Annotated in this window: 21 protein-coding genes; 9 read left to right on the plus strand and 12 right to left on the minus strand. The window is 66.8% G+C overall.

Annotation, left to right across the window (positions count from 1 at the left end; genetic code table 11):
• The first annotated feature begins 226 nt into the window (after positions 1-226).
• Positions 227-1,591, plus strand: a complete 1,365-nt coding sequence (locus tag Mal64_RS14185) for a tetratricopeptide repeat protein (RefSeq protein WP_197525773.1) — start codon at positions 227-229, stop codon at positions 1,589-1,591.
• A 347-nt stretch (positions 1,592-1,938) separates the two neighbouring features.
• Here the strand turns inward: Mal64_RS14185 and Mal64_RS14190 are convergent, their stop codons facing one another.
• The 3 genes from Mal64_RS14190 to Mal64_RS14200 form a co-directional block, all read right to left on the minus strand.
• Complete coding sequence (locus Mal64_RS14190; RefSeq protein ID WP_146401380.1) at positions 1,939-2,445, minus strand: hypothetical protein; 507 nt, start codon at positions 2,443-2,445, stop codon at positions 1,939-1,941.
• A gap of 250 nt (positions 2,446-2,695) precedes the next feature.
• Complete coding sequence (locus Mal64_RS14195) at positions 2,696-4,501, minus strand: DEAD/DEAH box helicase (protein ID WP_146401381.1); 1,806 nt, start codon at positions 4,499-4,501, stop codon at positions 2,696-2,698.
• Positions 4,485-5,006: a hypothetical protein gene (locus Mal64_RS14200; protein ID WP_146401383.1), complete on the minus strand. Its 522-nt coding sequence runs from the start codon at positions 5,004-5,006 to the stop codon at positions 4,485-4,487. Before Mal64_RS14200 ends, Mal64_RS14195 begins: the two co-directional genes overlap by 17 nt.
• Positions 5,007-5,873: 867 nt before the next feature.
• On the opposite strand from Mal64_RS14200, the gene Mal64_RS14205 reads away from it, so the two are divergent.
• From Mal64_RS14205 to Mal64_RS14235, 7 genes are all read left to right on the plus strand, one after another.
• Positions 5,874-6,323 carry a hypothetical protein gene (locus Mal64_RS14205; RefSeq protein WP_231993760.1) on the plus strand — a complete coding sequence of 150 codons (450 nt, stop codon included), beginning with the start codon at positions 5,874-5,876 and terminating at the stop codon, positions 6,321-6,323.
• 215 nt (positions 6,324-6,538) lie between these two features.
• On the plus strand, positions 6,539-7,687 hold the full coding sequence (locus Mal64_RS14210; protein ID WP_146401387.1) for a hypothetical protein: 1,149 nt from the start codon (positions 6,539-6,541) through the stop codon (positions 7,685-7,687).
• 29 nt (positions 7,688-7,716) lie between these two features.
• Positions 7,717-8,265 carry a hypothetical protein gene (locus Mal64_RS14215; RefSeq protein ID WP_146401389.1) on the plus strand — a complete coding sequence of 183 codons (549 nt, stop codon included), beginning with the start codon at positions 7,717-7,719 and terminating at the stop codon, positions 8,263-8,265.
• Between the two features lie 57 nt (positions 8,266-8,322).
• Complete coding sequence (locus Mal64_RS14220; RefSeq protein ID WP_146401391.1) at positions 8,323-9,744, plus strand: aldehyde dehydrogenase family protein; 1,422 nt, start codon at positions 8,323-8,325, stop codon at positions 9,742-9,744.
• An 85-nt stretch (positions 9,745-9,829) separates the two neighbouring features.
• On the plus strand, positions 9,830-10,999 hold the full coding sequence (locus Mal64_RS14225; RefSeq protein ID WP_146401393.1) for an iron-containing alcohol dehydrogenase: 1,170 nt from the start codon (positions 9,830-9,832) through the stop codon (positions 10,997-10,999).
• A 166-nt stretch (positions 11,000-11,165) separates the two neighbouring features.
• Positions 11,166-12,170, plus strand: a complete 1,005-nt coding sequence (locus tag Mal64_RS14230) for an outer membrane protein assembly factor BamB family protein (RefSeq protein WP_197525774.1) — start codon at positions 11,166-11,168, stop codon at positions 12,168-12,170.
• A gap of 180 nt (positions 12,171-12,350) precedes the next feature.
• Positions 12,351-13,643 (plus strand): coproporphyrinogen-III oxidase family protein, encoded by a 1,293-nt coding sequence (locus Mal64_RS14235; RefSeq protein WP_146401397.1) that lies wholly within the window; start codon positions 12,351-12,353, stop codon positions 13,641-13,643.
• Positions 13,644-13,691: 48 nt separating this feature from the next.
• Here Mal64_RS14235 and Mal64_RS14240 read toward each other — a convergent pair whose 3' ends face one another.
• Positions 13,692-14,375 (minus strand): Uma2 family endonuclease, encoded by a 684-nt coding sequence (locus tag Mal64_RS14240; protein ID WP_146401399.1) that lies wholly within the window; start codon positions 14,373-14,375, stop codon positions 13,692-13,694.
• A gap of 71 nt (positions 14,376-14,446) precedes the next feature.
• Positions 14,447-16,063: an amidophosphoribosyltransferase gene (locus Mal64_RS14245; RefSeq protein ID WP_146401401.1), complete on the minus strand. Its 1,617-nt coding sequence runs from the start codon at positions 16,061-16,063 to the stop codon at positions 14,447-14,449.
• A gap of 209 nt (positions 16,064-16,272) precedes the next feature.
• On the opposite strand from Mal64_RS14245, the gene Mal64_RS14250 reads away from it, so the two are divergent.
• Positions 16,273-16,848, plus strand: a complete 576-nt coding sequence (locus Mal64_RS14250; RefSeq protein WP_146401403.1) for a GNAT family N-acetyltransferase — start codon at positions 16,273-16,275, stop codon at positions 16,846-16,848.
• A 50-nt stretch (positions 16,849-16,898) separates the two neighbouring features.
• Here the strand turns inward: Mal64_RS14250 and Mal64_RS14255 are convergent, their stop codons facing one another.
• From Mal64_RS14255 to Mal64_RS14285, 7 genes are all read right to left on the minus strand, one after another.
• Positions 16,899-18,335 (minus strand): cytochrome P450, encoded by a 1,437-nt coding sequence (locus Mal64_RS14255; RefSeq protein WP_197525775.1) that lies wholly within the window; start codon positions 18,333-18,335, stop codon positions 16,899-16,901.
• A 160-nt stretch (positions 18,336-18,495) separates the two neighbouring features.
• The gene (gene proB / locus Mal64_RS14260) at positions 18,496-19,665 is read right to left on the minus strand and encodes a glutamate 5-kinase (RefSeq protein WP_146401405.1); all 1,170 of its coding nucleotides are present in this window, start codon (positions 19,663-19,665) and stop codon (positions 18,496-18,498) included.
• A 63-nt stretch (positions 19,666-19,728) separates the two neighbouring features.
• Complete coding sequence (locus Mal64_RS14265) at positions 19,729-20,037, minus strand: putative quinol monooxygenase (RefSeq protein WP_146401407.1); 309 nt, start codon at positions 20,035-20,037, stop codon at positions 19,729-19,731.
• Positions 20,038-20,168: 131 nt separating this feature from the next.
• Positions 20,169-21,485 (minus strand): ABC transporter permease, encoded by a 1,317-nt coding sequence (locus tag Mal64_RS14270; protein ID WP_146401409.1) that lies wholly within the window; start codon positions 21,483-21,485, stop codon positions 20,169-20,171.
• Positions 21,482-22,183 (minus strand): ABC transporter ATP-binding protein, encoded by a 702-nt coding sequence (locus Mal64_RS14275; RefSeq protein WP_146401411.1) that lies wholly within the window; start codon positions 22,181-22,183, stop codon positions 21,482-21,484. Before Mal64_RS14275 ends, Mal64_RS14270 begins: the two co-directional genes overlap by 4 nt.
• Positions 22,184-22,251: 68 nt before the next feature.
• Positions 22,252-23,832 (minus strand): efflux RND transporter periplasmic adaptor subunit, encoded by a 1,581-nt coding sequence (locus Mal64_RS14280; protein ID WP_197525776.1) that lies wholly within the window; start codon positions 23,830-23,832, stop codon positions 22,252-22,254.
• A gap of 117 nt (positions 23,833-23,949) precedes the next feature.
• Positions 23,950-26,877, minus strand: a complete 2,928-nt coding sequence (locus Mal64_RS14285; protein ID WP_146401415.1) for a TolC family protein — start codon at positions 26,875-26,877, stop codon at positions 23,950-23,952.
• Positions 26,878-26,931: the final 54 nt, after the last annotated feature.

The raw sequence follows: 26,931 nt of genomic DNA on the forward strand, positions 1-26,931 counted from the left end.
CACAAGATCTTAACTGCCGATCCCGTACCGACTTCGGCTTGATCGGTTATGCTGTCGTCCACTGCAAGACGGCCGCGACCCGCCTGGGAACTACGGCGATCTTGCCTCGATCTGATCACTCGGGCTACGGACGCCCATCCTCCTTTTTACGCCGAGCGAGAGACCCATGGCTTCTGCGATTAGTGCCCCCGGCCGACCCACCCCCTGCCGCCCGTGGCGGAGCCTTGTGGCCGCCGCTGCCCTGCTGGCAAGCGCGTTTGCGGCGCCGCTGGCGTCGGCTCAGGACAGCGGCGCCTCAGCGTCCTCGCCTGGACGGGGCCTGACGATCGAGTCGCTCATCGGCGACAGCGTTTCGAACGCCAACGAGGACAGCTACCCCTTGGTTGCCGACGCGATCCAGCGTTTCACCAACGAAGACCCGATCGCCGCCCGCACGCTGCTGGAGCAGGCCAAAGAACGCGACTCGAAGCTGCCCCCCGTGGGGCTGATGATCGCCAAGATGTACCTCGGCGTGGGGAACGGCCAGGCGGTGCGCGCCGCGCTCGAGCAAGCCGTGCAGCAGGACTCGGCCAACGACCCGGAGCCGTTCCTGATGCTCGGCGAGGACGCCTTCAGCGGCAACCGCTTCATCGAGGCCGACGCGATGTTCGACAAGGCGTTCCGCCTGATCGACGGCTACAACGACAACCAGAAGCGCAAGCGTCGCTTGCAGATCCGCGCTTACCGCGGCCGGGGCGCCGTGGCCCAGCGTCGCCGCGACTGGCAAGAGTCGCTCGAGAGCCTCGACAAGTGGCTCGCGCTCGACCCCGACAGCGACTCGGCCCACAACCAGAAGGGCCAAGTGCTGTTCATGCTCGGCCAGGAACGCGAGGGCTATTCCGAGCTCGTGGCGGCCCACAGGCTCAACAGCAAGCTGCCGAACCCGCTGATCTCGGCCGGTCTGATGTACAGCCGGCTCGACATGCAGGACAAGGCGCTCACCGCGTTCGAGCGGGCCTACGCCGACGACCAGTCGAACCCCATGCTGCTGACGGCCTACGGCTCGGCGTTGATCCGCACCGGCGATGTCGCGCGTGCTCAGCAGATCTTGGCCAAGGGCCGCACCACGTCGATCGACACGGTCAACGTGTGGCTGCTCTCGGGCGTCGCCGCCCGCATGGCGGGCAGCCCCGAGCAGGCCGAGGAGTACCTGCTCAAGGCGTTCTCGCTCGCTCCCGTGTCGGCCAACAGCCGCGACGTTTACAACCAGCTGGCGCAGCTGCTGATCAATCTGCCCGAGCCGGAGAACAAGCGTCGGGCGCTCGAGTTCGCCGAGCTCAACGCCCGCTTGAACTCGGACAACCCGGACGTGAACATCACGCTCGCATGGGTTCGTTACCAACTGGGCCAAGCGCGCGGCGCCGTGGCGGCGCTCCAGAAGGGCCTGCAGGGCGGCAAGCTGAGCCCCGACAGCAGCTACCTGGTGGCCAAGATCCTCGTGGCGCAAGGCAAGAACGAACAGGCCAAGAGCTTGCTCTCCGCTTCGATGGACGAGCAGTCGGGCATCTTCGTGCAGCGCGACGAGGCCCAGGCGTTGCTCGACACGCTCTGAGAAGAGATCGGAGACGAGAGGTCGGAGGTCAGAACTCACGAGCCGACGGGCGTAGCCCGTCGGCTTTTTTTCTGACCTCTCACCTCACCTCAATAAAAAAAGGTCATGGCAAGCCGGTCCGTCGACTTGCCATGACCTTTATCCTGAAGCAAAACACGAGTCGTGTTTCGCCCTCCCACATGTATTTTCGGCGTGGAGGGCGTCTGTCGTCAGAGCAGGATCGAAAAAACTAGCGCGCGCAGCCACTCGGTCGCCTACTAAGGGCAGTGAACGCGTGTCGGGCAAAGTTTGCGGCTGCTACGAACGCTAGCGGGGCCCTGAGAAAAGCGGGCCCTTGAGAAAGGGGTTCAGTACCCCAGCTCCACCGCCTGCCGCCGCAGGGCCTCGATCCCCAGGAGCCAGGGCGAGGAACCCGCCGCCGGGGCCGGGGCGGCCGACGCGGGCAAAGCGGTCGGCGTGGTGAAGCCCCCCTGATCGCCCAAGGCGCCCTCCGACAGGGCGCCAAGCACCTCGTGGCGGGTGTCTTCGAGGCCGTCGGCCGAGCGAGCCGCATCGTACCGGCCCCACGCCGACTGCCGGCCCACCCGCTGCTGGTGCGCCTCGCCGCCCGGGTCGCTCGAGTCGCGCCACATCAGCGAGTTGAGCAGCGGCACGTTGGCGCGGCCCTCGCAGAACCCGTGGTGGTACGGGTCGCACCGCCACAGGTAGCTGTGGCTGCGGTGCGCCTGCGACGAGGCGAGCGGCATGCCGTTGGTGTGCGTTGTGATCGGGTCCTTCAGCACGTCGTGCGCGAGGCAGGCCGGCGCGGCGAGCAAGCAAATAGCCGCGGCGCGTGCGATCGTGAAGCGTGGCATGGCGGGGGCCCTTCGCGGTGGGAGGGGATGAATCGTTGCGGAGGTCGGACGCCGCTGGGGAACCGACCAGTGCGGGGGCGGGGGCGCTATCCAATTGTGGACGCGCCGACAACCCTGCGCCGCCGGTGAGGACGAGATTCTCACGGATGGGCGCCGCCCCCCAGCGGCGCGGCCGTTGCAACGCCCCGCCCTTGGCCAGCCGTCAGGGTCAACGCAAAGCTCGAATCCACCCACGCTTGGGGGCGGCGTCTCAAGCCGCGGCGGCGATCGGCCCCGACGGACCACGCAGGTCGAACAGCGAGAGCAGGTCGTCGCGTGTCAGGCCGCCCGACCGCAGCCCGAGGTCGTCGCTGAAGACCTTGTCGAACAGCTCGCGCTTCTCGGTGAGGATCGCATCGATCCGCTCCTCGATCGTCCCGGCGCACGCGTAGCGTGTGACCGTCACCGGGCCGGCGGCGCCGATGCGGTGCGCGCGGTTGATCGCCTGGTCTTCGACCGCCGGGTTCCACCAGCGGTCGAATAGAAACACGTAGCCGGCGAACTGCAGGTTGAGCCCCACGCTCCCCGCCCCGTAGCTCATCAGGATCACATGGCAGTCCGGGTCGTTACGGAACCGATCGATCACGCCGTCGCGACGGCCGTGCGGCACGCGGCCGTGGTACTCGGCCGGGTTGAACCGTCCGAGCCGCTTCGCGAGCTTGTCGATCGTGTCGACCCACTGGCTGAAGACGATCGCCTTGCGGCCGCTCGCCACACACTCCTCGAGCTCGGCCTCGAGCCGGTCGGCCTTGCCACTCGCGCCGCTGGCGGGGTCGAAGTTGCAGACCTGCTTGAGTCGCAGCACGAGCTCGAACACGTGGTGGATGTCGACGCTCTTCGCCCCACCCTCGGCCCCCTCGGCGCTCAGCTCGAGCACGCCCTCGTCCTCGGCCCGGCGGTAGGCGTCCCACTGCTCGGGCGCGAGGTCGACCGCCTCGTCGCGGACGATCTTGGGAGGCAGGTCTTTGAGCACCCGCTCCTTGGTGCGTCGCAGAACCGAGTCGCGCACCGCGGTGGCCATCTCCTGCGCCCGCATGCCGCTGCGCAGCACCCCCGGCGAGACAAACTCGTAAACACCCACGAGGTCTTCGGTGCTGTTTTCGATCGGCGTGCCGGTGAGCGCCCAACTGCGGTCGCGCGGCAACGCGCAAACGGCGGCGCTGGTCGTGCCGTTCTTGTTCTTGATCCGCTGCGCCTCGTCGAGGATCACCATGTCGAACCGAGCCACCGGCTCGGCGCCGTCGACCGAGTGCAGCAGGTCGCTGTCGCGCACCACCGACTCGTAGTTGGCGATCGTCACCACGGCCGACGTGTGCCGCCACGCCCACTCGCGCCGCGCCCGCGGCCCGTCGACCACGGCGACCGACACGTCGGGCGCCCACAGCGCGAGCTCGCGGCGCCAGTTGCTCACCAGCGGCTTGGGGCAGACCAGCAGCACGCGTCGCAGCTGTCCGCTGTGGGCCAAGAGCCGCACGGTGGTGATCGACTGCATCGTCTTGCCGAGGCCCATCTCGTCGGCGATCACCGCGTGGCGCCGTGGGAACAAGAACGCCACGCCGTCGAGCTGATAAGGGAACGGCTTGAAGGGGAAGCCGAGCGAGCCCGCCTCGAGGAGCGACTCGAGCGGCGGCTGCAGCAGGTAGTGCAGTCGGTCCTCGAGCTTCACCACGTCGCCCGGCGGGCGGATGCGGGTGCGCTTGCCAGCGGCGGCGGGCTTGCCGTCGCGCCGAGGCGCGGCTGCCTCCGCAACTTTCGGACGCGGCGCAGCGTACGACGAGGCCGACCGCGCGGCGAGCGCCTCACGACCCTCGGCCAGCAGGCAGCCGTAAGTCTTTACGCCGCACGGGGGCGGCGCGATCGACACGACCTGGGGCGCGGTCGCCCCGAAGTCGACCTTCGTAACGGCGAGCCCCGCGTCGTCTTCGCCGAGCCACGAACGCATCACGGCCGGCGGCTTGGGAGTGAGCGACTCGCCTTCGAGGGAGATCAGCAGCTGCGCGTCAGGCGGCGTGGGCATGCCCCGCCTCCTCGGCGCCGCCCAGGCGACGCGCCTCGCGGATCGCCTCGCGGATCCGCTCGAACGGCTCGGCCAGGTCGACCGATCCGCGCAGCGTTTCGAGCAACGCGCGCACGGCTTCGGGGAGCGGCTCGCCTTGCACGCTCTTGGCTGGGACGTCGCTGGCTTGCCCTTCGGGCGCGTCGGGCGTCACGCAAACGGCGGCCCACCCGCGCGCGGCCACCGGCTCGGCCAACGCCTTGTCGGCCACGACCACCACGCCCGGGGTGAGTCGCGCCTTGGCCACCAACGCCCCGGCGATCAGCTCGCCGTCGATGTAGTCGCGCAGCGTCGGTCCGAAGAGGATCTCCTGGGCGCGGCTGGCGCGCACCGGAGCGGTGCAATGGAATTCGAGCGGGCGACCCCGGGACGACACCAGCAGGTAAGCGCCGGTGCGGCCTTGGTCGTCTTCTCCCTCGGCGAGCAGGTAGCCCACCACGTCGTTCACGTCAAAGTTGCGAGTCATTCGGTTCCGGGCAGCGCGTTCGGATTGGGATCGGGGGACGTTCGGATTCGTGGCGCCAAGCCTGCTAGCAACGCCATCGGGGTTGCTAGACGGGGGCGCCGCCCCACCTTCTCAATCGGGGCTAGGGCCCGGGCGTCTTGAATCCGTCGGCAGAGTCGCCGCACACCGCAAACCGCCGCCAGACGGCCCTGCCCGAGGCCGCAGGTTTCGCAAAATCGTCCAGGTCGTTGCGTCCGAATGCTGGATTCACCCGGGGCTCAACAATAGAATGGAGACATGGCCTGCGGAGGGCCGTGGGGGGATCTTGCAGCCAGCACGTGCGATCCAGCATGGGCGACCGAAGAGGCAATGTTCCCCATGCGAGCAAGCATTCTGCTGCGGCCATTCCCTGTAAAAGGCCTCACGGGCCTCTTAAAAGCATCACGGGCTAGCTCAAGCGGCCCCCAATCCCCCACGCCAGAAGGCTCCCTGTCTCACCTCAACCAGCCCTTACCCCCCAAGCTGGTGGCGATGCCCCCTGCTGAAGCGGACGTCGCCGAATTGGTCAGGGCCTCGATAAGCAGCGCAGCATCGATAAGAGGCACTGCTACGAAGCGAGGCACTGCTAGAAGCACCGTGAGGAAGAAGCACCGTGAGGAAGAACACTGTGAAGAACAAGACAAGCGGCTTCAGAGCCAGCTAACCCGCTCCTCCGGATAGACCCCCTCATAATATCTAATCGGATTTCGATCATTCCTTTATTCCCGCCTACCGGCGAGGCCCTAACTACGGCCTGCTAGCATCCCTTCCGATTAGCTCCCAACACGACGCCCCCAGCGTCTTCCCAGGAACAAAGAAGCAATACCCATGGCCGATAAGCATCCTTCAATGGCCCCCCTGTTCTCGCAAGTCGACGTGACAACCGGTTCGCAGCCGCACACCTCGATGAACCCGGTCGAAGAGCAGGGCGAGTTGCTGCGTGAGATGCTGACCGCGCAAGACCGCACCAACGAGTTGCTCGAAGAGCTTGTGGGCGCCTTCTCGGCCCAAAACAAGCAACGGTCGGCCGAATTGGGCCAGTGGAAAAAAGCCAACCCCGAGCTCTCGCGCAACTGCCGCGAGGCGGCCGAGACCCTCAGCCAGGTGCAGGTCGAATATCTCGACCGCCTGACCGAGGACGTCCGCGACTCGCAGGACGAGCTCGTTTACGGCGACTTCTTGATCAACGAGTTCGTTGACCGCTACGGCCCTCGCCTGGCGCACCTCAACGGCGTGATCCAGGTGCTGGCGCAGCTCGGCAGCGGAGCCAGCCCCTCGGCAACCCAGCAAGATTCCTGAGAGCAGCCCAAGCATGGCTGCGGTCGCCGCTGACTATCCAATCGACCCACAACCCCGCCCTCTAGGCGGGGTTTTTTTGTGCCCTACTGCCTAAGGCAGCGAGTGAATCGCTCGCCCACGGGAGGTTGTCACTGCGGGATGGGACGGCTATCGTAGATTAGTTAACAGGCTAACGATATTTCCCGCCGCCCGTCCGACGCACGCCCCGAAGCCCGATGACGCCGCAAACCCCCGCCGATTTCGCTCCTCCCGGCACGCCACCCACCGACCAGCAATTGAGCGAGGCCCGTGCGGCGCTCGACGCCCAGGCCGTGGAGACCGTGCAGTGGCACTTCCACGAGTCGACCGGCTGCCCGTTCTGGCTCGAAAAGAAATCGGAGCTGAGCTTCGACCCGCTGACCGAGGTCCATTGCTACGACGACCTCAAGAAGTTCCCCGAGTTCGAGGATGAATGGCTCCGCGGCGGGCCGGTACGGCGATGGGTCCCCAAGGGCCTCGCCGACAAGCCGGTTTACGTGTTCGAGACCGGCGGCACCACCGGCGTGCCGAAGAGTCGCATCGCGATCGACGATTTTCGGACCGACTACTCGCTGTTCAGCGACACGCTGCCCGAGAACCATTTCCCCCGGGGCGCCAATTGGCTGATGCTCGGCCCCAGCGGCCCCCGGCGGCTGCGATTGGCCGTCGAGCACCTCGCCCAACACCGCGGCGGCATCTGTTTCTGCATCGACCTCGACCCGCGTTGGGTCGTGAAGCTAATCAAGAAGGGGTGGATGGACCACCTCGAGGAGTACAAGAAGCACTGCATCGACCAGGCCGTCACGGTGCTCACCGCCGGGCACGACGTCAAATGCATGTTCGGCACGCCCAAACTGATCGAGTCGCTCTGCCTGGGGCTCGAAGAACGCGGCACGAGCCTCGCCGAGTGCGGCATCACCGGCATCTTCTCGGGCGGCACCGAGTTTACGCCGCAGTGGACGCGGTTCTGTGTCGAAGAGATGTTCGGCGGCCCGCCCGAGAAGTCGGGCGTCTACATGACGCCCACGTATGGCAACACGCTGATGGGCCTGGCGTGCAGCGAGCCGGTCACCCAAGAGAACGACTACAAAATCACCTACCACGCCCCGCAGCCGCGGGCCGTGCTAGAGGTGGTCGACTTCGACGACACGAACAGCGTGGTCCCCTACGGCGAGACCGGCCGGTCGAAGCTCACGACGCTGACCAAAGAGTTCTTCGTGCCAGGGTTCCTAGAACGCGACGAGGGCGAACGCGAACCGCCCTATGCGGCCTACCCGTGGGACGGCATCAGCGGCGTCCGGCCGTTTAGCCGCTTGGCAGGCGGGACGACGGTTGGGGTCTATTAGGAACCACAGATGAACACGGATAAACACTGATGCATGTTGCACGCGGACTTTTCCTGATAGTGGCTTTTGCAGTGATTCTGCCCTGTTCGCACCATCAGGCAATCGGCCACGAAACGTCTGACAGCAACCCCCCCAAGCACAATACGACATTTACCTCAACGGTTTCCGTTGCTGACCTTGAGCGGACAGACGTGATCGGACGCTTGGGCAAGCCGTTGGGTTCCCTGGTGACAGTTGAGGGTGTTTACGAATTCCGAGAAGACAACCCCAACACCAAGGCAGATAAAGCCGCCGTTCTGCTGAAGATTGAAACAGTTAACGGCGAGCCTGTCGGAAAATCCCCAATTGTCTACCAGTACATTCCAGACAGGATGCTCGATGCCTCCGACCCCGCTCCGAACTCCAGATTCAAGCTGATCGGTTACCAAACCGGCGAATTCCGTGGCGATGTGCGGGGCGCCGGGCAGCATATAGCGACTGTTGCAAAACTCCCCATTCCTTTCGGGCTTCACCTCGAATTCCATGTCCTGAAAGACGAGCTTAAAAGCGTATCTCGGAAAGACTTGGGCATCCGCTAATCTTATCCGTTTTCATCCGTGTCCATCCGTGGTTCCTACCCGTCCGTGATTTCTTAAATGATTGAGTTACCCGCCATCCGCTGGGGCGAGCCTTACGAGTCGCTCGACGTCGCCCAGATCAACCACTTCTACACCGGCGAGCCGGTCGCGCGGATGCACACCGTGGGGTCGGGCATCATCCGCCGCGACGCGCGCGGGGCGCAGGCCGCCCGGCGGGCGCTGCAGAGGCTCTCGCCGGCCGAGCTGATCGAGCGATGCAAGAAGGCGGGCGAGCTGTTCGAGTCGGGCACGCTCACCGTCGGCGACTGCCAACAGTCGCCCGACGATTTCATCGCCCAGCAGTCGGCCACGACCGGCATGCCGGTGTCGATGTGCCGGGCGAACGTGACGAAGAACGCCTTCGTGCTGAAGAACATCGACACGATTCTCGATGCCCTCACGCGCGGCCTGGACCTCAACATCTTGGCCCGCGGCTACGGCGAAGAATCGCGCGGCGTCACCGTGAGCTACGCCGCCCAGTGCGACGCCTTGGGCGCCGTGCTGCCGAGCAACTCGCCCGGCGTCCACACGCTGTGGCTGCCGGTGATCGCGTTGCAGATGGGCCTCGTCTTGAAGCCCGGATCGAGCGAGCCTTGGACCCCCTACCGGGTGTTCGCCGCCATGACCGAGGCGGGCCTGCCGCGCGAGGCGTGGTGCCTCTACCCGGGCGACGGCGCCGAGATCGGCGGAGCGATCCTCGCCAGCTGCCGGCGGAGCATGATCTTTGGCGGACCGCAGACGATCGAGCAGTACTCGGGCAACCCGAAGGTGCAGGTCCACGGCCCCGGTTACAGCAAGATCTTGCTGGGCGACGACTCGGTCGACGATTGGGAAAAGCACCTCGACCTGATGGCCGACAGCGTGCTGAAGAACGGCGGCCGCAGCTGCATCAACGCCAGCAGCATCTACGCCCCGCGGCACACGAAGGAGATCGCCGCGGCGCTCGCCGAGCGGCTCGGCCCGGTCGAGGCCCTGCCGCCCGAGGACGAGAAGGCCCAACTGGCGGCGTTCACGATTCCCGGCGCCGCCAAAGCGATCTGGGGCGCCCTGGAGAGCGACGCCGAGGCGTCGGGCGTCACGGACATGACGGCCTCGTACGGCGACCGGCTCGTCGAACGCGACCCGGTCGCTTACCTCCGACCGGTGGTGTTGCACCATGCCAGCGCCGAATCGGAGTCGCGGAACAAGGAGTACATGTTCCCGATGGTCAACGTGGTCGAGTGCCCGCAAGAAAAGATGCTGTCGGTGATCGGCCCCACACTCGTCGGCACGGCGATCACCGAAGATGAGTCGTGGCGCCAGGACCTGTTGGACTCGCGCGACATCGACCGGCTGAACCTAGGCCCGATCCCCACCCCACAGCTCGACTGGCTGCAACCGCACGAGGGGAACCTGATCGAGTTCTTGTACCGCAGCCGAGCGGTGCAGCTGGCTACTTAAGAAAAGAACCACGGATGAACACGGATAGACACGGATATTTCCGTTCCTCCATCCGTGTTCATCCGTGTCATCCGTGGTTCCTTCTATGACCCCATTCGACTTCCAATGCCCGACCAAGGTCGCCTTCGGCGCCGGAAGGATCGCCGAGCTCGGCGCCCTTACGGCCGCACTAGGCGCGGGGCGTGTGCTGGTCGTCTCTGACCCCGGCGTGATCGAAGCGGGGCACACGCGGCGCGGCGTCGATTCCCTCCGCGCCGCCGGGCTCGACACACTCATCTTCGACGGCGTTGAAGAGAACCCCACGACCGACAACGTGGCGGCGGGCGTCGCCGTGGCCCAGGACTTCAAGCCCGACGCGATTGTGGCAATCGGCGGGGGCAGCAGCATGGATTGCGCCAAGGGGATCAACTTCATCCACTCCTGCGGCGGGCGGATGCAGGACTACTGGGGCGTCGGCAAGGCGACGGCCGAGCTGTTGCCTATGGCGGCCGTTCCCACGACCGCTGGCACCGGCAGCGAGACGCAGTCGTTCGCCCTGATCTCCGACGCCGAGTCGCACGTGAAAATGGCGTGCGGCGACAAGCGGGCGGCGTTTCGCGTGGCGGTGCTCGACCCGGAACTGACGCTGACCCAGCCGCCGCGGGTGACCGCTCTGACGGGCGTCGACGCGATCGCCCACACCGTCGAAACCTGGGTCACGACCAAGCGGACCGACGTGTCGCTCGCGTTCTCGCGGCAGGCGTGGCGGATGCTGATCCGTGGATTCCCCCGGGTTCTGCGCGACCCCGCGGACCTCGAGGCACGTAGCTTCATGCAGCTGGGCGCTTGCTACGCCGGGCTGGCGATCGAGAACTCGATGCTCGGCGCCGCCCACGCCCTGGCCAACCCGCTGACGGCCCACTACGGCGTGGTCCACGGCGAGGCGGTTGGGCTGATGCTGCCGCACGTGGTGCGTCACAACGGCCTGCGAATGGAACAAAGCCAGCCGACCAAGCCGAGCCCCTATCACGAGATGCACCTGTTTGTCTCGTACCCCGAGGCGTCGCCGCCCGAGAAGGCCATCGAGGGGCTCGCCCGGTTCCTCACCGATCTGACAGCCGAGGCAGGCCTGGCGACCACGCTCGGCGCGTTGGGCGTCGAAGAAACCAAGCTGCCCCAGCTCGCCGCCGACGCGGCCAAGCAGTGGACCGGCACGTTCAACCCGGTGGAGATGACCGCCGATGACTACCAACATTTGTACGAAGCGGCGTGTTGATCTCGCGCAGAGACGCAGAGACGCAGAGATGCGGACTGTGTTCTCTTTCTCTGCGTTTCTGCGTCTCTGCGCGATCACGGCCGCATCGGTTTGCCCCTGTTGGGCGTTCGCGGACTGGCCGGTGTCGCGTGGCGACTTAGCGTCAACCGGAGTGGCGACCGAAGCGTTGCCTGACGACCCGCAGGTGCTCTGGAAGTACGAGGCCGAAGAAACGGCGTTCGACGCCGCGCCGGTGATCGCCGGCGGCGTGGTCTACGTCGGCGACACCGACGGGACGTTCTACGCCCTGCGGCTGGACGGCGGCGAGGTCATCTGGAAGAAGACTTTCGAGGACTGCGGATTCATGTCCGCCGCCGCGGTACACGGCGATCGGCTGTGGGTTGGTGATTTCAACGGCTTGGTCCGATGCCTCTCCACAAAAGACGGCGAAGAGCTCTGGTCGTTCGACGCCGAGACCGAGGTCTACGCCGGGCCGCTGCTTTACGAGGATACGCTGCTCGTCACGACCGAGGGGGGCGTGCTCTTCGCCTTGGGCGCCGAGAGCGGCGAGGAGCGGTGGCGGTTCGCGATCGACTCGCCGCTGCGTTGCTCGCCCACCGTGGTGGGCGGCGCCACGCTGCTGGCCGGCTGCGACGGCAAGCTGCACGCGGTCGACTTGGCCGCCGGCCAAGAAATCGGCACGGCCGAGATCGGCGGCCCCACTGGCAGCACCGCCGCGGTCTCGGACGGCAGGGCGTACTTCGGCGCCGAGAGCGGCCTGTTCTTCGCCATCGACGCCGCGGACACCAAGGCGATGACGGAACTTTGGACCTACCGCGACCCACGCCGCGGCCAGGGCATCCGCACCGCCGCCGCGGTCACCGACAAGGCGGTCGTCTACGGCAGCCAAGGCAAAAGCCTCTACGCGCTGCGGCCGGATAACGGCGAGTTGCTGTGGCAGAAACCGTTCCGCGGCCGCATCGAGTCGTCCCCCGTGGCCGACAGCAACAAAGTGTTCTGCGCAACGACCGGCGGCCGGCTAATGATGCTCGACCTCACGGACGGCGAGGAGCTGTGGGAATACGAAGCGGGCGGCTCGTTCGTCGCCTCGCCGGCGGCGACGGGCGGCAAGATCGTGATCGGCTCGAACGAAGGGGTGCTGTATTGCTTTGGGGCTATGGCTAAGGACTAAACCACGGAGTAGCCCCGGAGGGGCGACAGCACATAGCCAGGGGCGCAAGCCCCTGGGCAGCTAATTCAACGACTACCAGGGGCTCACGCCCCTGGCTACATGCTTCCGCCCCTCCGGGGCTTATCGAGGCGAGACAATAAACGGTTACGCACACAACGCGACTCTGGCCATAATGGAACCATGACCGAATCGACCAAAACCGAAGTCGGCTCCTACTTCATCAGCAACTACCCCCCTTTCTCGCAGTGGTCCAAAGAGGCCGTCAGCGAGATCGAGGCGGCGATGGCCGCGCCGCCGGCCGATACGCCGCTGGGGCTCTATTTGCACCTGCCCTTCTGCCGCAAGCGCTGCAAGTTCTGTTACTTCAAGGTCTTCACGGACAAGAACGCGAAGGAGGTGGAGCGCTACCTCGCCGCTCTGTCCAAAGAGATCGAACTCGTCAGCCAGCTCCCCGTGATGGGCGACCGGCCGTTCCGGTTCGTCTACTTCGGCGGCGGCACCCCCTCGTACCTCTCCAGCCGACAGCTCCACCGGCTGGTCGACCGGCTGCGGGCGAACATCGACTGGTCCAAAGCGGAAGAGGTCACGTTCGAGTGCGAGCCGGGCACGCTCAGCGAGGCGAAGGTAGGCACGCTCAAGGAGATCGGCGTCACGCGGCTCAGCTTGGGCGTCGAGCACTTCGACGACGCGATCCTGCGCGACAACGGCCGGGCGCACGAGTCGATGGAGATCGACCGGGCGTGGCCGTGGATCAAGGCGGCCCAGTTCGACAACGTGAACATCGACCTGATCGCCGGCATGAAGGGCGACACCACCGAAAAGTGGGAGGCGACCGTCCAGCGCGCCATCGAACTCGACCCCGACTGCGTGACGATCTACCAGATGGAGTTGCCGTTCAACACGGTGATCTCCCAAGGCGTGCTGGCGGGCGAGGAGTCGCCCATCGCCTCGTGGGAGCAGAAGCGTGAGTGGGTCTCGTGGGCGTTCGACAAGCTCGCCGAGGCGGGCTACGAGACTTCGAGCGCCTACACCATGGTCAAGCCGGGCGTGAAGTTCAGCTACCGCGACAACCTGTGGCGCGGCAGCGACCTGCTGGCGACCGGCATCGCCAGCTTCGGCCACGCCTCGGGCGTCCATTACCAGAACCTGCCCGAGTGGGAGCAGTATCTCGGCAAGCTCGAAGCGGGCGAGTTGCCGCTAGGGCGGGCGCTCACCATCACGGCGCACCAGGCGCTCGTGCGTGAGATGGTTCTGCAACTCAAGAAGGGCTGGCTCGAGGCGGGCTACTTCCGCGAAAAGTTTGGCGTCGACATCATCGACCACTGGCGCGACCAATGGACCGGCCACCGCGACGAGGGGCTGCTCGGCTTCACCGACGAGCGGGTGGAGCTCACCCGCGATGGGCTGCTTAGGGTCGACTCGCTGCTGCCGGTGTTCTTCGAGCCCGAGCACCAGAACGTGCGGTACACGTGAGCGTCTTGTGGTGCTGTCCGATGATGCTTATTTAACCGGAAGTGCGCATCAGACGTTCCAGTTCTGTCGTGTGGTCGAGTGCGTTACCTCGATCCGTGGGCGCGTCTCGCCCTCGATGAGCCTGAACGCGAAAGGGATGACCTCACTTGCGAGGACTCGATCTTCGTTGAGGGACGACTCGCCGACACTCACCAATCGCCCCGACACAAGCCGGAGCAGTTCGATCCGCCAAGGGTCACGGTCGACGAACATCAGTTCACGCGTGCCAACCTTGGCGTAGAAGTCGATCTTCTCTCGCGCGCGGTCGTGCTTGCTAACGATTTCCACGGCGAAGTCAGGGCCACCCTGCCAAAAGGCGCCACGGTCGACCGCCTCGGTGGTAGGCAAATAGACCGCCACATCGGGGATTCTGAAATTCACGGTCCACTCTTCCGAGCGGTCGGAAACATTAACGCCCGCCAGGATAGTCCCTGAAAAATCGAAACCCATGCCTACCTGGATCGCGGCGGCAAGCCTTGTGCCGAACTCTTGGTGCTCATTGTTCGCTAGCGGGCTCATCATATAGACACCGTCCCAGACTTCGTCGAACCGATCACTACCGCATTCGGCACGCTGCCGCCGGATCTCTTCCGACAGTTGCGGGTCGAGTATGACCGTTGAGCGGATCAGTGTGGGATCGAAGGGCTCGCCATCGTCAGCCGCATTGTGCGTTGCAAGGTCCGCCGATGCCATGGGCGCCTCCGTGGAGGATGGTGTGCTGAAAAAGCCTCTCCCCTAGTATACACCATGCGATCGACATGCCTTCACGCCATCGTGCGGGCCGCCTCGTAGGTGCGGCCGCTCTGCGGCGATGTGGCGCCGGCCTGCTCGAGCGCGATCTCGTAGAGCTGCTGGCCGCATGTCGTGGGGTACTGGCCCGTGATGCAGGCCTGGCAGAGGTCGCCGTCGGGTCGGCCGATCGCTCGGGCGATCGACGCGATCGGTAGGTAGCGGAGCGAGTCGGCGCCGAGTTCCTCGGCCATGCGGGCGAAGGCCGCCTCGTCGGCTGCGCCGCCGTCGCCGCGGCAGCCCTCGAGGAAAGGCGGGGCGAACAGCTCGCCGATCGTCGACATGTCGATGCCGTAGAAACAGGGCGCCACGATCGGCGGGCAGGCGACGCGGACGTGGATCTCGCGGGCGCCGCCCACTTCCCGGAGCCGCGAGAGCAGCTCGCGCATCGTCGTCGAACGGACGATCGAGTCCTCGACCAAGATCACCCGCTTGCCCTCGAGCACCTCGCGGAGCGGGGTGTACTTGGCGGCGACCTTCGCCTTGCGGGCGTCGCCCCCTTCGATGAACGTGCGGCCGGCGTAGCGGTTGCGCATCAGCCCCTCGACGCTCGGCACGCCCAGCCGGTAAGCCATCGCGTCGGCGGCGCCCTTGCTCGTGTCGGGCACCGGCACGACGATCGTGTCGGGGTCCTCGTCGTCGCGGGCCTGCGAGATGTCGAGCGTCTCCAAGCGGGCGAGCTCCTCGCCGAGCGCCTTGCGCGCCAGGTAAACGCTGCGGCCGTCCATCGTGCTGGCGACGTTGGCGAAGTAGATCCACTCGAAGAAACAGTGCGCCCGACGCGGGGACTCCGCGAAGCGTTCGACCTTCATCTCGCCGCCGGAGATCGTGATCGCCTTGCCCGGCTCGAGCGAACGGATGCTCTCGACCGAGAACCCGAGGTTCAGCAGCGCGACGCTCTCGCTCGCCGCGGCGAACAGCGAGTTCTCCACCGCGTACGAGACCGGTTTGACGCCCAGCGGGTCGCGGGCCACGAGCATCTCGCCCTGGGCGTTGATCAACGCGATGCTGTACGCCCCGTCGATGCGCTGCGCGACGTTGCGCATCACCTCGACGAGCGACGGCCGGCGGTCGCCGGCGATCTCGCGGGCGATCTCGTGCATCATGATCTCGGTGTCGGTGGCGAGCTCCACGTGGTTCTCGTCCTCCGAGAGCAGCTGGTCGCGCAGCTCGGCGTAGTTGGCCAGCTGGCCGTTGAAGCCGAAGGCGAACCACTTGCGCTTTTGCAGGTGGCGGCGTTCGAACGGCTGGGCGTAGTCGAGCTCGTCCTTGCCGCACGTGGCGTACCGCACGTGGCCCACTCCGGCCCGCCCGGCGAGCTTCGACATCAGCGCCTCGGCCTTGCCGCGGTGGTTGAGGCGGAACGCCTCGCCCACGCTCCCCAGGGCCTTGTAGGTGTCCAGCAGCCGGTCGCGGCCGGGTTGGAACGTGGTCACGCCGGCCGACAACTGCCCACGGTTTTGGATGTCGAGCAGCATGCGCGGCAGCAAGCGGGTCGCTTCGTCGGGCCCCTGGCTTGGGCAGAGGGGGCTCGCGGGGCCGGGCAGGTGGTAAACTGCCGCGATTCCGCACTCGTGGTGCAGTTCACTCATGGGGCTCCGGCATCCGACGCGGGCGCCAGACGGGTGGGGTGAGGGCAGAGGCTCTCCGCCCGACGAACTGCCGGCCGCGACGCCCCTCGCAACTACCAAGATTCTATGAAGGGGGGCTCGGTCACTCAACGGGCGCGACCGAACCCGCCGCTCGATTGTGCGGTCTGCACGTGAGATACCGCTTCAAAAAAATCACGGAAGCCCCCGCCATGTTCGCCGAAACCATCGAGACCGACAGGCTACTGCTCAGGAGGCTGCGAGCCTCCGACGCTCAGGCCGGCTTTGAACGCTACGCCTCCGACCCCGAGGCGACCCGCTTCCTCCGCTGGCGCACGCACCAATCGGCCGTCGAGACCGAAGAATTCTACCGCCAAGCCGAGCGGGACTGGGACGCCGGCGTCACGCACGTGTGGGCGGTCTGCCTGCGGGAAGAGGGGATGCCCGAGAAGCTCAAACCGTGGGGCGCCATCAGCCTGCTGCCGGTGCTCGCCCAAGCCGAGCTGGGCTACGTGATCTCCCGGCGGCAGTGGGGCCGCGGCGTCGCGACCGAGGCGGCACGGGCGGTGATTGCCGAGGCTTGGCGTCACCCCACCATTTGGCGGGTCTCAGCAACCTGCAACGTACGCAACGCCGGCTCGGCCCGCGTGCTGGAGAAGTGCGGCATGCGGCTCGAGGGGACGCTGCGGAGCCGCTACATGCAACCGCAAGCCGGCCCGCGGCCGCAGGATGTGCTGCAGTGGGCGATCGTGCGCGACGATCTCCCGGCGGACGCCTCGACGGGGTGACGCGGCATTGCTCGCTCCCAGCAGGCGGGGCCGGACGCCGACGCCGTGGCTCAGGCCGCCGGCGCCTCGGGAGCTTCGGGCAAGTCAGCCAACAGGTCGATGTTGCCGCGGATCGGGCTCGCCGTGAAAGTCGGGCCGGCCTCGGCATGCTTGTTGAGCCGCATGCGCACGCCGTTCTTCGGGTTGAGCATGGTCGAGCGGACCTCTGCCGTGACGTCGCTTCCCGGCTCGACGGTGAACCGCCACTCGCTGAGGAACCGCGGCAGCGTGGTCCGCAGGATCTTCATCGCCAGCGGACCGCCGATGCAGAGCCTGGGGCCGCCGCCAAACGGGTGGTACTCGTAGCCCGAGGGTTTGGTCGTGAGCCAGCGGTCGGGATCGAACAGGCGGGGATTCTCGAACGTCGACTCGAGCTTGTGCGTGATGATCGGCGTGAACACGATCGGCGTGCCGCGCATCAGCTCGAACGGCCCCAATCGGACCGGCTCGTTGTTGATCCGTTGCGAGTAGCCCGAGGCGGGCAGCACCCGCATGCTCTCCTTGATCACCCGGTCGATGAGAGCCATCTCGCCGTTCTCGCCCTCGCGGTCGATCGTGCCATCCTCGATCGCCCCCCAAACGCGGCGCATCACGCTCGGGTGCTGGGCCAACAGGAACAGCGTCCAGGTGAACGAGTGGGCCGTTGTCATGTGCGCGGCGCCGAACAGCACGCACGCTTGGCCGACCAGTTCCTCGTCGCTCAGGCCCCCCTCGGCGTCGTGCATCCGCACGAGGATCGACAGCACGTCGAAACTCGGCTTCGGGTCGGCGCGACGCAGCCGGATGAGCTCCATCACGTTCTTCTCAAGCTTCTCGGAGTAGGCGAGCAGCTCCTCGTAGCGATCGGAGAACTCGTCGTTCGGCACCAAGGCGCCGACGCCCAGCTCGTGGTTCATGCCGACCCACTCGGCGATCTGCTCACCGACGACGTAGGCCAGGTCGTTGTCGTCCAGGCCGAACAGCAGGCCGCTGGTCACCCGCAGCATGTGGCGGGTCATCTCTTCGTTCACGTCGACCGCCTGGCCGTCGCTCCACGAGGCGGTCGTCTCCTCGGCGAAGCGGAGGATCGCGTCGTCGTAGTGAGCAATCTGCCGCATGCCGAACGGCTCCTTGACCATCCGCCGGTTGCGTCGGTGCTGGTCGCCGTTCATGGCGAGCAAGCCGCAGGTGAGCCGCCGCTGGCTCGAGCGCTTCGGCCCGCGGATCCCGAAGAAGCGGGCGTGGTACGTCTTGGCGTCGCTGAGCACCTGGCGGTTGTAAGCCGGGTCGAACAGGAAGACGATCTTCTGCGTGCCGTCCCTCAGGGCGGCGATCGGCCCGTGCTTTTGGTGCAAGCGCAGCAGGGTCCCCAGCACGTCGCGGCTGAATTCGACGAAGCTTCCGTCGGTGACCGGCAGGGCGCCTCCCACGACGGGCGGCGTCTGCATGAGGTGGGGTACCGTCGCCATGGACGAGGCGGAGGGGGGGCTGATCATGGAGGCGTAGTCTGTAACGGATGGGGAAACCGGGCGACCTGCAAAGACTTGCCTGCCGCCCAACGTCGCGGCAACGCGTCTTTATTCGTATCGCCCAATCAACCCATCTATTTCAGATTAAACAGCCTGCGCCCTAACAACCAGTGCGAGCCTTTCCGATCAACACCAGATTATTGCGGTGGATCACCTCTGAATAAGGACAACGGCCCAAAATCCCCGCAAAACTCTCCGATGGTTGTCCGGCGATCATCCGCAAGTCGTCGGCGCTGTAGTTGGTCAAACCACGGGCGACCTCCACGCCCGACTCGTCGGACAACGCGACGATGTCGCCCAACTTGAAATCGCCCGTCAGCCGCTTGACGCCCACGGCCAGCAGGCTGCTGCCGCCGGAGACGACCGCCCGCACGGCGCCCGCGTCGAGCGTCAGCGTGCCGGCCGGTTGCACGGTCCAGCCAATCCAGCGTTTGCGCGAGCTGACCGACTCGCCCTCGGCCAGGAACAGCGTGCCGACAGGCTCACCAGCCAGCAGGTCCATCAGCACGCCCGGCCGGCGGCCGTTGGCGAGCACCACGTGCTCGCCCGCCTCGGTGGCGATGCGGGCCGCTTCGAGCTTGCTCCCCATGCCGCCCGTCGAGAGCCTCAACCCCGCGTTGGCTGCCGTGCCGCCCGCAAACGACATCGTCGCGTCGTCGATCCGCTCGACGGTGGGGATCACCCGGGAGCTCTCGCTCGCCGGGTCGCCGTCGTAGAGCCCCTCGACGTCGGTGAGCAGCACCAGCAGCGGGGCCCGGATCAAGTTGGTGACCAACGCGGCGAGCCGGTCGTTGTCGCCAAAGGTCTGCCGCAGCTCGTAGGTCCGAACCGTGTCGTTCTCATTGATAATCGGCACGGCGCCCCACTCGAAGAGCGAGGCCAACGTGTTGCGGATGTTGAGGTAGCGGCGTCGGTGGTTCAGATCGGCCGCCGTCAGGAGCACCTGGGCCGCGTGCAGCCCGTGAACCTCGAGCGTGCGATTGTACGCCTCCATCATGTGGCTCTGGCCAACGGCGGCCACGGCCTGCAGCTGGGCGAGGTCGGTCGGTCGGCTCGTCAGACCAAGCCGAGCAATGCCGGCGCCCACGGCGCCGCTGCTCACGAGCACCACCCGCCGGCCCGACTCGACCACCGCGGCGACCTGGTCGGCGACGGAAACAACCTGGGCCTCATCGAGCGCCCCGTTGGGCGCGGTGAGCGAGCGGGTGCCGATTTTCACCACCACGGTATCGGCGGCGTCGAGAATCGATTTGCGCAGCAGGTCGGTCATCGGTTGCCGGGGTGGGAGCCTCGGGAAAGAGTTACACGGTGGCGGGCTGGTCAGGCGGGTAGGTCAGGCGGGGCTCAGCACGAGCAACTCCACGCCGGTGAGCGCGTCGCCCACCGAATCACGGAAGGCGACCATGTGCGGCGCCGAGTGGTGCGCTTCGAGGGCTTCGGGCGATTCCCACTTTTCGACGACCATGAACCGGTCGTCGCCCACGAGCCGCTGCGCCGGGTGACCGGTCGGCTCGTCGACGGCGGCGCCGTACTCGATGCAGCCCTTTTCGGCGTGGACCTTGGGCGTGAGCTCGGCGAAGGCGTCGAGCACCTCTTGGCGGCGGCCGGGGGCGGTCGAGAGCGTCGCGATTACGTGGATCATGCGAGAGAGCTGGGAGGGCGTGGAGTGGCTGGGAGACGCGAGCAACGCCCCCAAGATAAGGGACTCGTCGCGACTCAGGAAGGATCACCCCCGGCACGCCCCCCGGCCGACCCTGCTCAGATAGGCGCCACTCACTCGTGCCTTAGCGCCACGATCGGGTCGAGCTTCGCCGCCTTGATCGCGGGGTAGACGCCGAACACCACGCCGACCATCGCCGAGATGATGAACGCCAGCGGGACCGACCAACCGACCATCACCGGCTCGACCGTGCGGATCAGGTCGGGCACGTTCTCCATCTGGTCGGGGAAGAAGCGGTACATCATCTCACGCCCGCCGATCGAGAGCGGCCGGCAGAACAGCCCGCCCACCACGCCGAGCGCCCCGCCAACGACCGACAGCACGACGCTCTCGGCCAGGAACTGCGAGACGATGTCGCCCTGCTTGGCGCCCACCGCGCGGCGGATGCCGATCTCGCGGGTCCGTTCGGTCACCGTGGCGAGCATGATGTTCATGATGCCGATGCCGCCCACCACGAGCGAGATCGCCGCGATCATGCCGAGGAAGATGATGAACATCAGCTGCGTGGTGCGGGCCTGGTTCAGCAATTCCAGGGGAACGGTGATCGTGAAGTCGTCGAGCGTGTGGCCCCGCTGGACCGTGTCGCGGACGACCTCGGCCGTTTTGAGCACGTCGTCCACGTCGGCCACGGCCATCGTGATCTGACTGATCTCTTTGACATCCTGCTGGAACTGGCCCGGCTTCTGGATGATCTCCATGTCCCCCAGCCGCCGCCACAGCGTGGAGATCGGGATGTAGATGTCGTTAGAAAAGTCCTCGGCGGCGAGCGACCCGCCGATGCCGGCCGAGGCGGCCCGCGGGTCCATCACGCCGATCACCGTGTAGAACTCGTCGTCGACCATCAACGCCCGGCCGAGTGAGTTGCCGCCGGGGTACAGGTACTCGGACGCCTCGGCGGCGAGCACGCAGTAGTTGCTCTCGTCGTCCATGTCCTCCTGGTTGAAGAACCGCCCCTGGGCGACGGTGGTCTTGACCACGCCGGGGTACTCCGGCGTGCAGCCGACCATGCGGCCCTCCAGGCGTCGGCGGCCGGAGCGCACCTCGCGCTGGAACTCGCGGATCGGCACGGCTGTTTCGAGCGTGGGGACGGTCTCGACGATGCGTTGATAGTCGTCACGCGTCAGGCCGTAACCGCCCCCTTCGAAGTTGTCACTCGTGGGCATCACCGAGCGAACGATGATGTTGCGGGCGCCCAGGCTGGCGATCTGCCGTTGCGAAGCCGCACTGATCCCCTCGCCGATGGCCAGCAGCCAGATGACGCTCGAGACGCCGATCAAGATGCCGAGCACCGTGAGCCCCGACCTCAGCGGGTGGAGCATCAGGCTCTTGATGCTCAGCCAGATTGTCCTGCCGATGCGCGACCGCGTCATGACCGCCGCCTCTCGTCGGTCTGCACCTGCCCGTCGCGGAGCAGGATGGTCCGCTTGGTCCGCTCGGCCACCTCGTCCTCGTGCGTGACGATAATGATCGTGCGCCCCTCGGCGTTCAGCTCGTCGAGCAAGTGGAGGATCTCGTCGGTGGTCACCGAGTCGAGGTTGCCGGTCGGTTCGTCGGCGAGGATGAATTGGGGGTCGTTCACCAGGCTGCGGGCGATCGCCACGCGTTGCTGCTGGCCGCCGGAGAGCTGCATCGGTCGGTGGTCGAGTCGGTCGCCCAGGCCGACCCTGGCGGCGAGCGCCTCGCACTTCGCGCGGGCCGCCGAGTTGAGCAGCCCGCTGTAGAGCAGCGGCAGCTCGATGTTCTCTACCACGGTGAGGGCGGGCAGCAGATTGAACGACTGGAACACGATGCCCAGCCGCGTGGCGCGCGTCTCGGAGAGTTCGTCGTCCGACATGCGGGCGACGTCCTCGCCGGCCAAAAAGAACGACCCCGAGGTCGGCCGGTCGAGGCAGCCGAGCAGGTTCAGCAGCGTGCTCTTGCCCGAGCCCGAGGGGCCCATGATCGACACGTAGTCGCCCGTAGGCACGTCGAACGACACGCCCCGCAGCGCTCGCACCGTGTCGCTAGCCAACACGTACTCCTTGCGCAGTTCGCGGATGCTGGCGGCGGTGGTGCTGGGGACGACCATCGGCTGCGGGGGGAATCGTAGCGGGCGAGAAACGGAGGCGGGGAGCGAGGAAAGGGCGGGGACGCAGATCAGCCGCCCGTCGAGGCCGTCGCCTCCACGCCGCTGGCGGCGATCGCCCCGCTGTCGGACTCTTCGGCGCCCTCGTCGGTGGCGTCGTCTCCCGACTCACCCTCGGCGGGCCGGCCGCCGGGGGGGCCGCTCGAGGGCGACCCACGCTGCAGCGGCGGCACGTCCAAGCCATCGCGGCCGAGGAACGTCCGCGGGTTGAGCACCACGAGGTCGGCCTCTTCCAGCCCGTTCTCAATAACGTAAAACCGGTCGTTCGTCGGGCCGCACTCCACGCGTTGCAGCGTCAGGTCCTGGCCGTCTTTGACGAGGCAATAATCGCCGTCGCCCCCTTTGATGACCGCCTGCACGGGCGCCTGCAGGGCGTCGGGGATGAACATCGCACGGATGCGCACCGACGCGGTCATGCCGGGCCTGATCCCCTCGGGCGCGTTGAGGATATCGACGTAAGCCTCGTACTCCTTGACGTTGGCGCGTCGCCAGCCCGAAGGCTCGGCGTACTGATTGATGCGGGCCAGGCGGCCACGGAGCGGCGAGTCTTCGTAGCCGATAGGTCGCACCTGAGCCTCCATGCCGGGGCTCACGTTCTTGACCAGTGACTCGTTGATCTTCACCTCGACCTGCATGACCGACGTGTCGGGCAGCCGGATGATCGTCTGCCGCTCGCGGATCACGGCGCCCTCTTCGACAATGAAATCGTCCTGACCGCGACGGTCGCTGATGTGGGCGTATTTGACCGTGCCGGCCCGCGGGGCAACGATCATGCACTTGGCGATCTGGTCCTCGATCTCCTCAAGACGCCCGGTCTCCAGCCGCAAGCTGTTCTTCTCGGCCTCCCATTTGGCCTCGGAGATGCGCACGTCGCTCTCCAGTTGCTTGAGCATCTTCTCGCGGGTGAATTTTTCGAGCACCCGCAGCTTGGTCTGGGCCGCCTCGAGCGTCTTGCGGGCGTTCTCCACGGCGAAGGCGTCCGCCTCGAGCTGCAGGTCGGTCACGTAGCCCTTGGCCGCCAGCTTCTTGCTATAAACCAAGTACTCTTGAGCGCGGCTGAGGTCTTCCTCGGCGATGAACACCTCGCTCTCGATCGTCTGCTTCTCTTGGACGAACACGCCCTCCTCGTACTCCTTCAGCGCGATGACGCTGGTCTCGTACAAGTTGCGGGCCTCGACGACGAGCGCCTCGGCCGTGTTCACGGCGATCTGCTGCAGCGTGCGTTCCTCGTCGAGAGCCGAAGAGTCGAGCTCGACGAGGAAGTCGCCCTCCTCGACGTCGGCGCCTTCGGGAACGATCCGCAGGATCGACAAGCCGGTGGTGTTCTTGCTCTTCACCTGCGAACGGATCTCGGCGTCGCCGACCGATTCGATCTCGCCGCGTTCGGTCACGACAAACTCGAAGTCCTTGCGCTCGACCTTGTGGAACACCGCCTCGTCGGCCATGCCGCCGGTGTTCTTCGCGGCCTGCCAGGCGTAGGCGCCGTAGGCGATCACCGCCAGCAGCGCAAGCGCGACCACCAATCGCAGCGCTGCGGCGCCCGCGCGTGGTGGTGGGTTTCCGTTTTCGATTTGTTCCGTCTTCGCCGTCATCCTCAGCCGCCTCATCTGTTTGCGCGCTAACCTTCTAATTCTAGCGTAGGGAGGCGGCGCCCGAATGTCCACGCTGAGAGACACGTTTTTCGCCCGCTACGCACGCCCGCAAGTGATTCAACCCCGCGTATTCCCCGCGGCGCCGGCGGTTCTCGCCTCGGCCGAGGTCGACGGCAATCGCTTGGGCTGTTCTGTGGGCCAGATCACAGGAAGGACCTCGTGGCCACGCCGCGAATCGGTCGAATGTTGCGCGGCGGCTGTCGGGACGGGGGGCGCTTGCCGCACCGCGGGCGCCAGCGGCGCGTCGTGACGGATCAGCTGGATGTCGCCCTGGTCGCGTTTGGGCAGCCCCGGCAAGAGGCATTCGGGCGAATGCAAGAAATCTCGCAGCGGCATGCCGAGCGGCGTCCGCTGGCCGTAACGATCGATCTGCATCACGCCGAGGTCGTACTCCAGGTTCCACTGCTGCAGCAGGTTGTTCACCCACACGCTGAGAAAATCGTTCTGCACGTTCACCAGATCGCCGAGCGCTTGCACCAGGTCACGGGCCGTGGTGTTGCTCAGCTCGGTCTCTTCGCCCGGCCGCGGCGGCTCGTCGAGCCTCAGCTGCGTGATGTCGACCTGGGCGATCGCCACGAGCACCGCCTGGCGGCGTAGCTCGAGATTGATCTCGTTCAGTCGGACCTGCCGGAGCGTGGCCCGCAGTCCCTGCGACACGCCGTCGACAAACTGGTAGTAGTCGCGTTTGGCCTGCTGGTACTCGATGAGCGACTGGCGGTAGACGTTGCGTTCGCCGAGCCGAGTGAGCGGCGCGTCGAACGCGAGCCCCACGCCGAGGCTGCCGCGGGTGTTGCGCAACCGGAAAGGATTGTCGCCCACGTTGCCGATGTCGCCGGTGAACACCACGTCGAGGCCCGCCTCGAGGTCGTTGGCGTTGAAGTTGATCAGCCGCCACGAATCGACCAACGCCAGCCGCGCGTTCTTCCAGTCGCGTCGGTAGATGCTGGCGATCTGGAGCGCCTCTTCGGGCGTCAGCTCGGTGGGCTCGACGTCGACCGCGTCGAGCCGGGCGCGGGCCTGAAGCAACGAGAGCTCCAGGAGCACGTTCGACAAATCGCCCATCGCGGGCCGGAGCTGTGCGGGGTTCTTCTCTTCGGTGGCCGCCTCGATCCGTCCCACCACGCGGCGGAGGATCTCGCCGACCGTGTCCATGTCGCGACGGAGCTGCGCCACGCGCCCGTCGAGCGCGCCGGCGTCGAACACCAACGGGTCGATCTCGGCGCGATCGATCTCCTCACGCAACGCGATCGTCTGCAGGTGGGCCCGCCGCTCGGCCAGCACCCCTTGGAGCGCGGCGTAGTCCGCCTCGACGGCCTCGGCCTGAGCGAGCGCCGCGGTGGCCAGTTCCTGGCTCTCGGCGTAGATCGTGTCGGCCTCGACGGGCGACGCTTCGATCGGCCGCACGCCGATCCCCTCCGCGTCGAACGGCATCGGCACAACCGGGCCCTCGCCCGGCGGGCCGGTCGGCGGCGGGGGCGGCACGACCTCGATCGCCGCCAAGCCGCGTTCGGCCGCCTCGGTGGGCGGGGCGGGCGTCTCGAGCGTGCGGAGCACGGCGGCCGCGCCGGAAACATCGACCAGCAAGTCGGTCAGCGCCACCGATCGCAGCTCGAATTGATTCAGCAGCGGGTCGTTGAGCCGCATCTCGAGATCGGGCGGCAGGCCGAGGTTCGTCTTGAAAGAGTCGAGAGAGGTTTGAAAGCCGGCTTCGGAGGTGAGCAACTGGCTCTGCGCGTTGAATAGCGCCTGCCGCGCAAGGTCGACCTGGAAACGGTCGATGCGGCCCGCCTCGTTCGAGGCCTCGAGTTGGTCGACACTGTCACGCAGCGCGGCGACATTGGCCCGTTGGTTGGCGAGCTCCTGCGTGGTCTGCAAGAGGCCGATGTAGCCGCCCGCCCCGGCGGCGCCGGCGCCGCCCGAGGTGCCCCCGCCGCCACCGCCACCACTCCCACCGCCGCCGCCCACGCGGCCGAAGCCGCCGCCGCCCACGCCGGTGAAGCCCGTCAGGCCGCTGCCGCCGAAGAACCCGCCGCGGCGGCTGGGGCCCTCGCCGGCGCCGCGGCCGGTGGCGATGTCGAGGTAGAAGCCGCGCCGGTAGCGCTCCATCGCGCGGACGTTGGCCACCATCGCACGCTCGGCGATGGTGAGCGTTTCGAGCACGACGTCGCGACCGCCGCCGCGCAGCAGCGGCTGGAACACCGCGAAATCGAGCAGCGTGTTACTCGTGTAATTGTTGGGCCCTGAGAACTGCCAGATGAGCGAGTTCGCCACGCCGGCCACGATCGTGCCGCCGGTCGCCGTCATCTTCTCCACCCGCAGCCGGTTGCCGGGCGCCGAGGGCGACACCGTGAGCACGCTCGACGAGGGCCCCGTGTCGGAGGCCGCCGCGGCGGCCCCGGTCCCCGCACCCGAGGCCGGGCCGGCGTGGAAGTAGTCGATCGACGAACCGCCATAGAACTGGCTGTCGAACACGAACCGCTCGAACGTCACGTCGAGCGCCGAGAGATAGAGCTCTTCGAGCTCCTCTTGGAAGTCAACCGAGTGGACCAACGCCACGTCGACCGCGCCCGCCAGATCGAGCACGAGCACCCCGTCTTCGTCGCGCGGCAGGTAGGCGCGCCAGTCGGGATTCTCGACGAACGGCGTGCGGTCGGCGAAGCGGTATTCCTTCGCCCCCTTCATGCCATCGACGCACTGCAGGATGGTGTGCCCCACCGGGTCGTCGGGCGGCATCGGCGGGCGGTCGGGATCGTCGCCGTCGTACATCCGCGACCGCGGGTCGATGTTGATCCGGAAATGCCCCGGCTCGCAGCCGACCATCGCCGCCTTGTGATCGACGATGCAGTTGACCTCGGCGTCGGCCTGGCGGCGGTAGTGAGAGCGCGAGCAGCCGGCGAGCGTCGCCAGGAGCAACACCGCGCACAGCAGCCGCGCACACGAATCCGTGTGCGGCCGTTCGGCCGTATTCTCGTTCGCCAATTGCATCCCGCTCCCCCGCCCCGCTCGTACGGCGGGCCGCCGACAGGCCGCCACACGGAC

It is taken from the genome of Pseudobythopirellula maris, from assembly GCF_007859945.1.
GTDB classification, from domain to species: Bacteria; Planctomycetota; Planctomycetia; order Pirellulales; family Lacipirellulaceae; genus Pseudobythopirellula; species Pseudobythopirellula maris.

Excerpts from the sequence above, each read along its gene's own strand:
- Mal64_RS14190 (WP_146401380.1), bottom strand. The coding sequence starts at position 2,445 with ATGCCACGCTTCACGATCGCACGCGCCGCGGCTATTTGCTTGCTCGCC.
- Mal64_RS14240 (WP_146401399.1), bottom strand. The coding sequence starts at position 14,375 with ATGGCATCGGCGGACCTTGCAACGCACAATGCGGCTGACGATGGCGAG.
- Mal64_RS14265 (WP_146401407.1), bottom strand. The coding sequence starts at position 20,037 with ATGATCCACGTAATCGCGACGCTCTCGACCGCCCCCGGCCGCCGCCAA.
- Mal64_RS14255 (WP_197525775.1), bottom strand. The coding sequence starts at position 18,335 with ATGGCGACGGTACCCCACCTCATGCAGACGCCGCCCGTCGTGGGAGGC.
- Mal64_RS14210 (WP_146401387.1), top strand. The coding sequence starts at position 6,539 with ATGACGCCGCAAACCCCCGCCGATTTCGCTCCTCCCGGCACGCCACCC.
- Mal64_RS14275 (WP_146401411.1), bottom strand. The coding sequence starts at position 22,183 with ATGGTCGTCCCCAGCACCACCGCCGCCAGCATCCGCGAACTGCGCAAG.
- Mal64_RS14195 (WP_146401381.1), bottom strand. The coding sequence starts at position 4,501 with ATGCCCACGCCGCCTGACGCGCAGCTGCTGATCTCCCTCGAAGGCGAG.
- Mal64_RS14200 (WP_146401383.1), bottom strand. The coding sequence starts at position 5,006 with ATGACTCGCAACTTTGACGTGAACGACGTGGTGGGCTACCTGCTCGCC.
- Mal64_RS14215 (WP_146401389.1), top strand. The coding sequence starts at position 7,717 with ATGCATGTTGCACGCGGACTTTTCCTGATAGTGGCTTTTGCAGTGATT.
- Mal64_RS14285 (WP_146401415.1), bottom strand. The coding sequence starts at position 26,877 with ATGCAATTGGCGAACGAGAATACGGCCGAACGGCCGCACACGGATTCG.
- Mal64_RS14250 (WP_146401403.1), top strand. The coding sequence starts at position 16,273 with ATGTTCGCCGAAACCATCGAGACCGACAGGCTACTGCTCAGGAGGCTG.
- Mal64_RS14220 (WP_146401391.1), top strand. The coding sequence starts at position 8,323 with ATGATTGAGTTACCCGCCATCCGCTGGGGCGAGCCTTACGAGTCGCTC.
- Mal64_RS14245 (WP_146401401.1), bottom strand. The coding sequence starts at position 16,063 with ATGAGTGAACTGCACCACGAGTGCGGAATCGCGGCAGTTTACCACCTG.
- Mal64_RS14235 (WP_146401397.1), top strand. The coding sequence starts at position 12,351 with ATGACCGAATCGACCAAAACCGAAGTCGGCTCCTACTTCATCAGCAAC.
- proB (WP_146401405.1), bottom strand. The coding sequence starts at position 19,665 with ATGACCGACCTGCTGCGCAAATCGATTCTCGACGCCGCCGATACCGTG.
- Mal64_RS14280 (WP_197525776.1), bottom strand. The coding sequence starts at position 23,832 with ATGACGGCGAAGACGGAACAAATCGAAAACGGAAACCCACCACCACGC.
- Mal64_RS14205 (WP_231993760.1), top strand. The coding sequence starts at position 5,874 with ATGGCCCCCCTGTTCTCGCAAGTCGACGTGACAACCGGTTCGCAGCCG.
- Mal64_RS14270 (WP_146401409.1), bottom strand. The coding sequence starts at position 21,485 with ATGACGCGGTCGCGCATCGGCAGGACAATCTGGCTGAGCATCAAGAGC.
- Mal64_RS14225 (WP_146401393.1), top strand. The coding sequence starts at position 9,830 with ATGACCCCATTCGACTTCCAATGCCCGACCAAGGTCGCCTTCGGCGCC.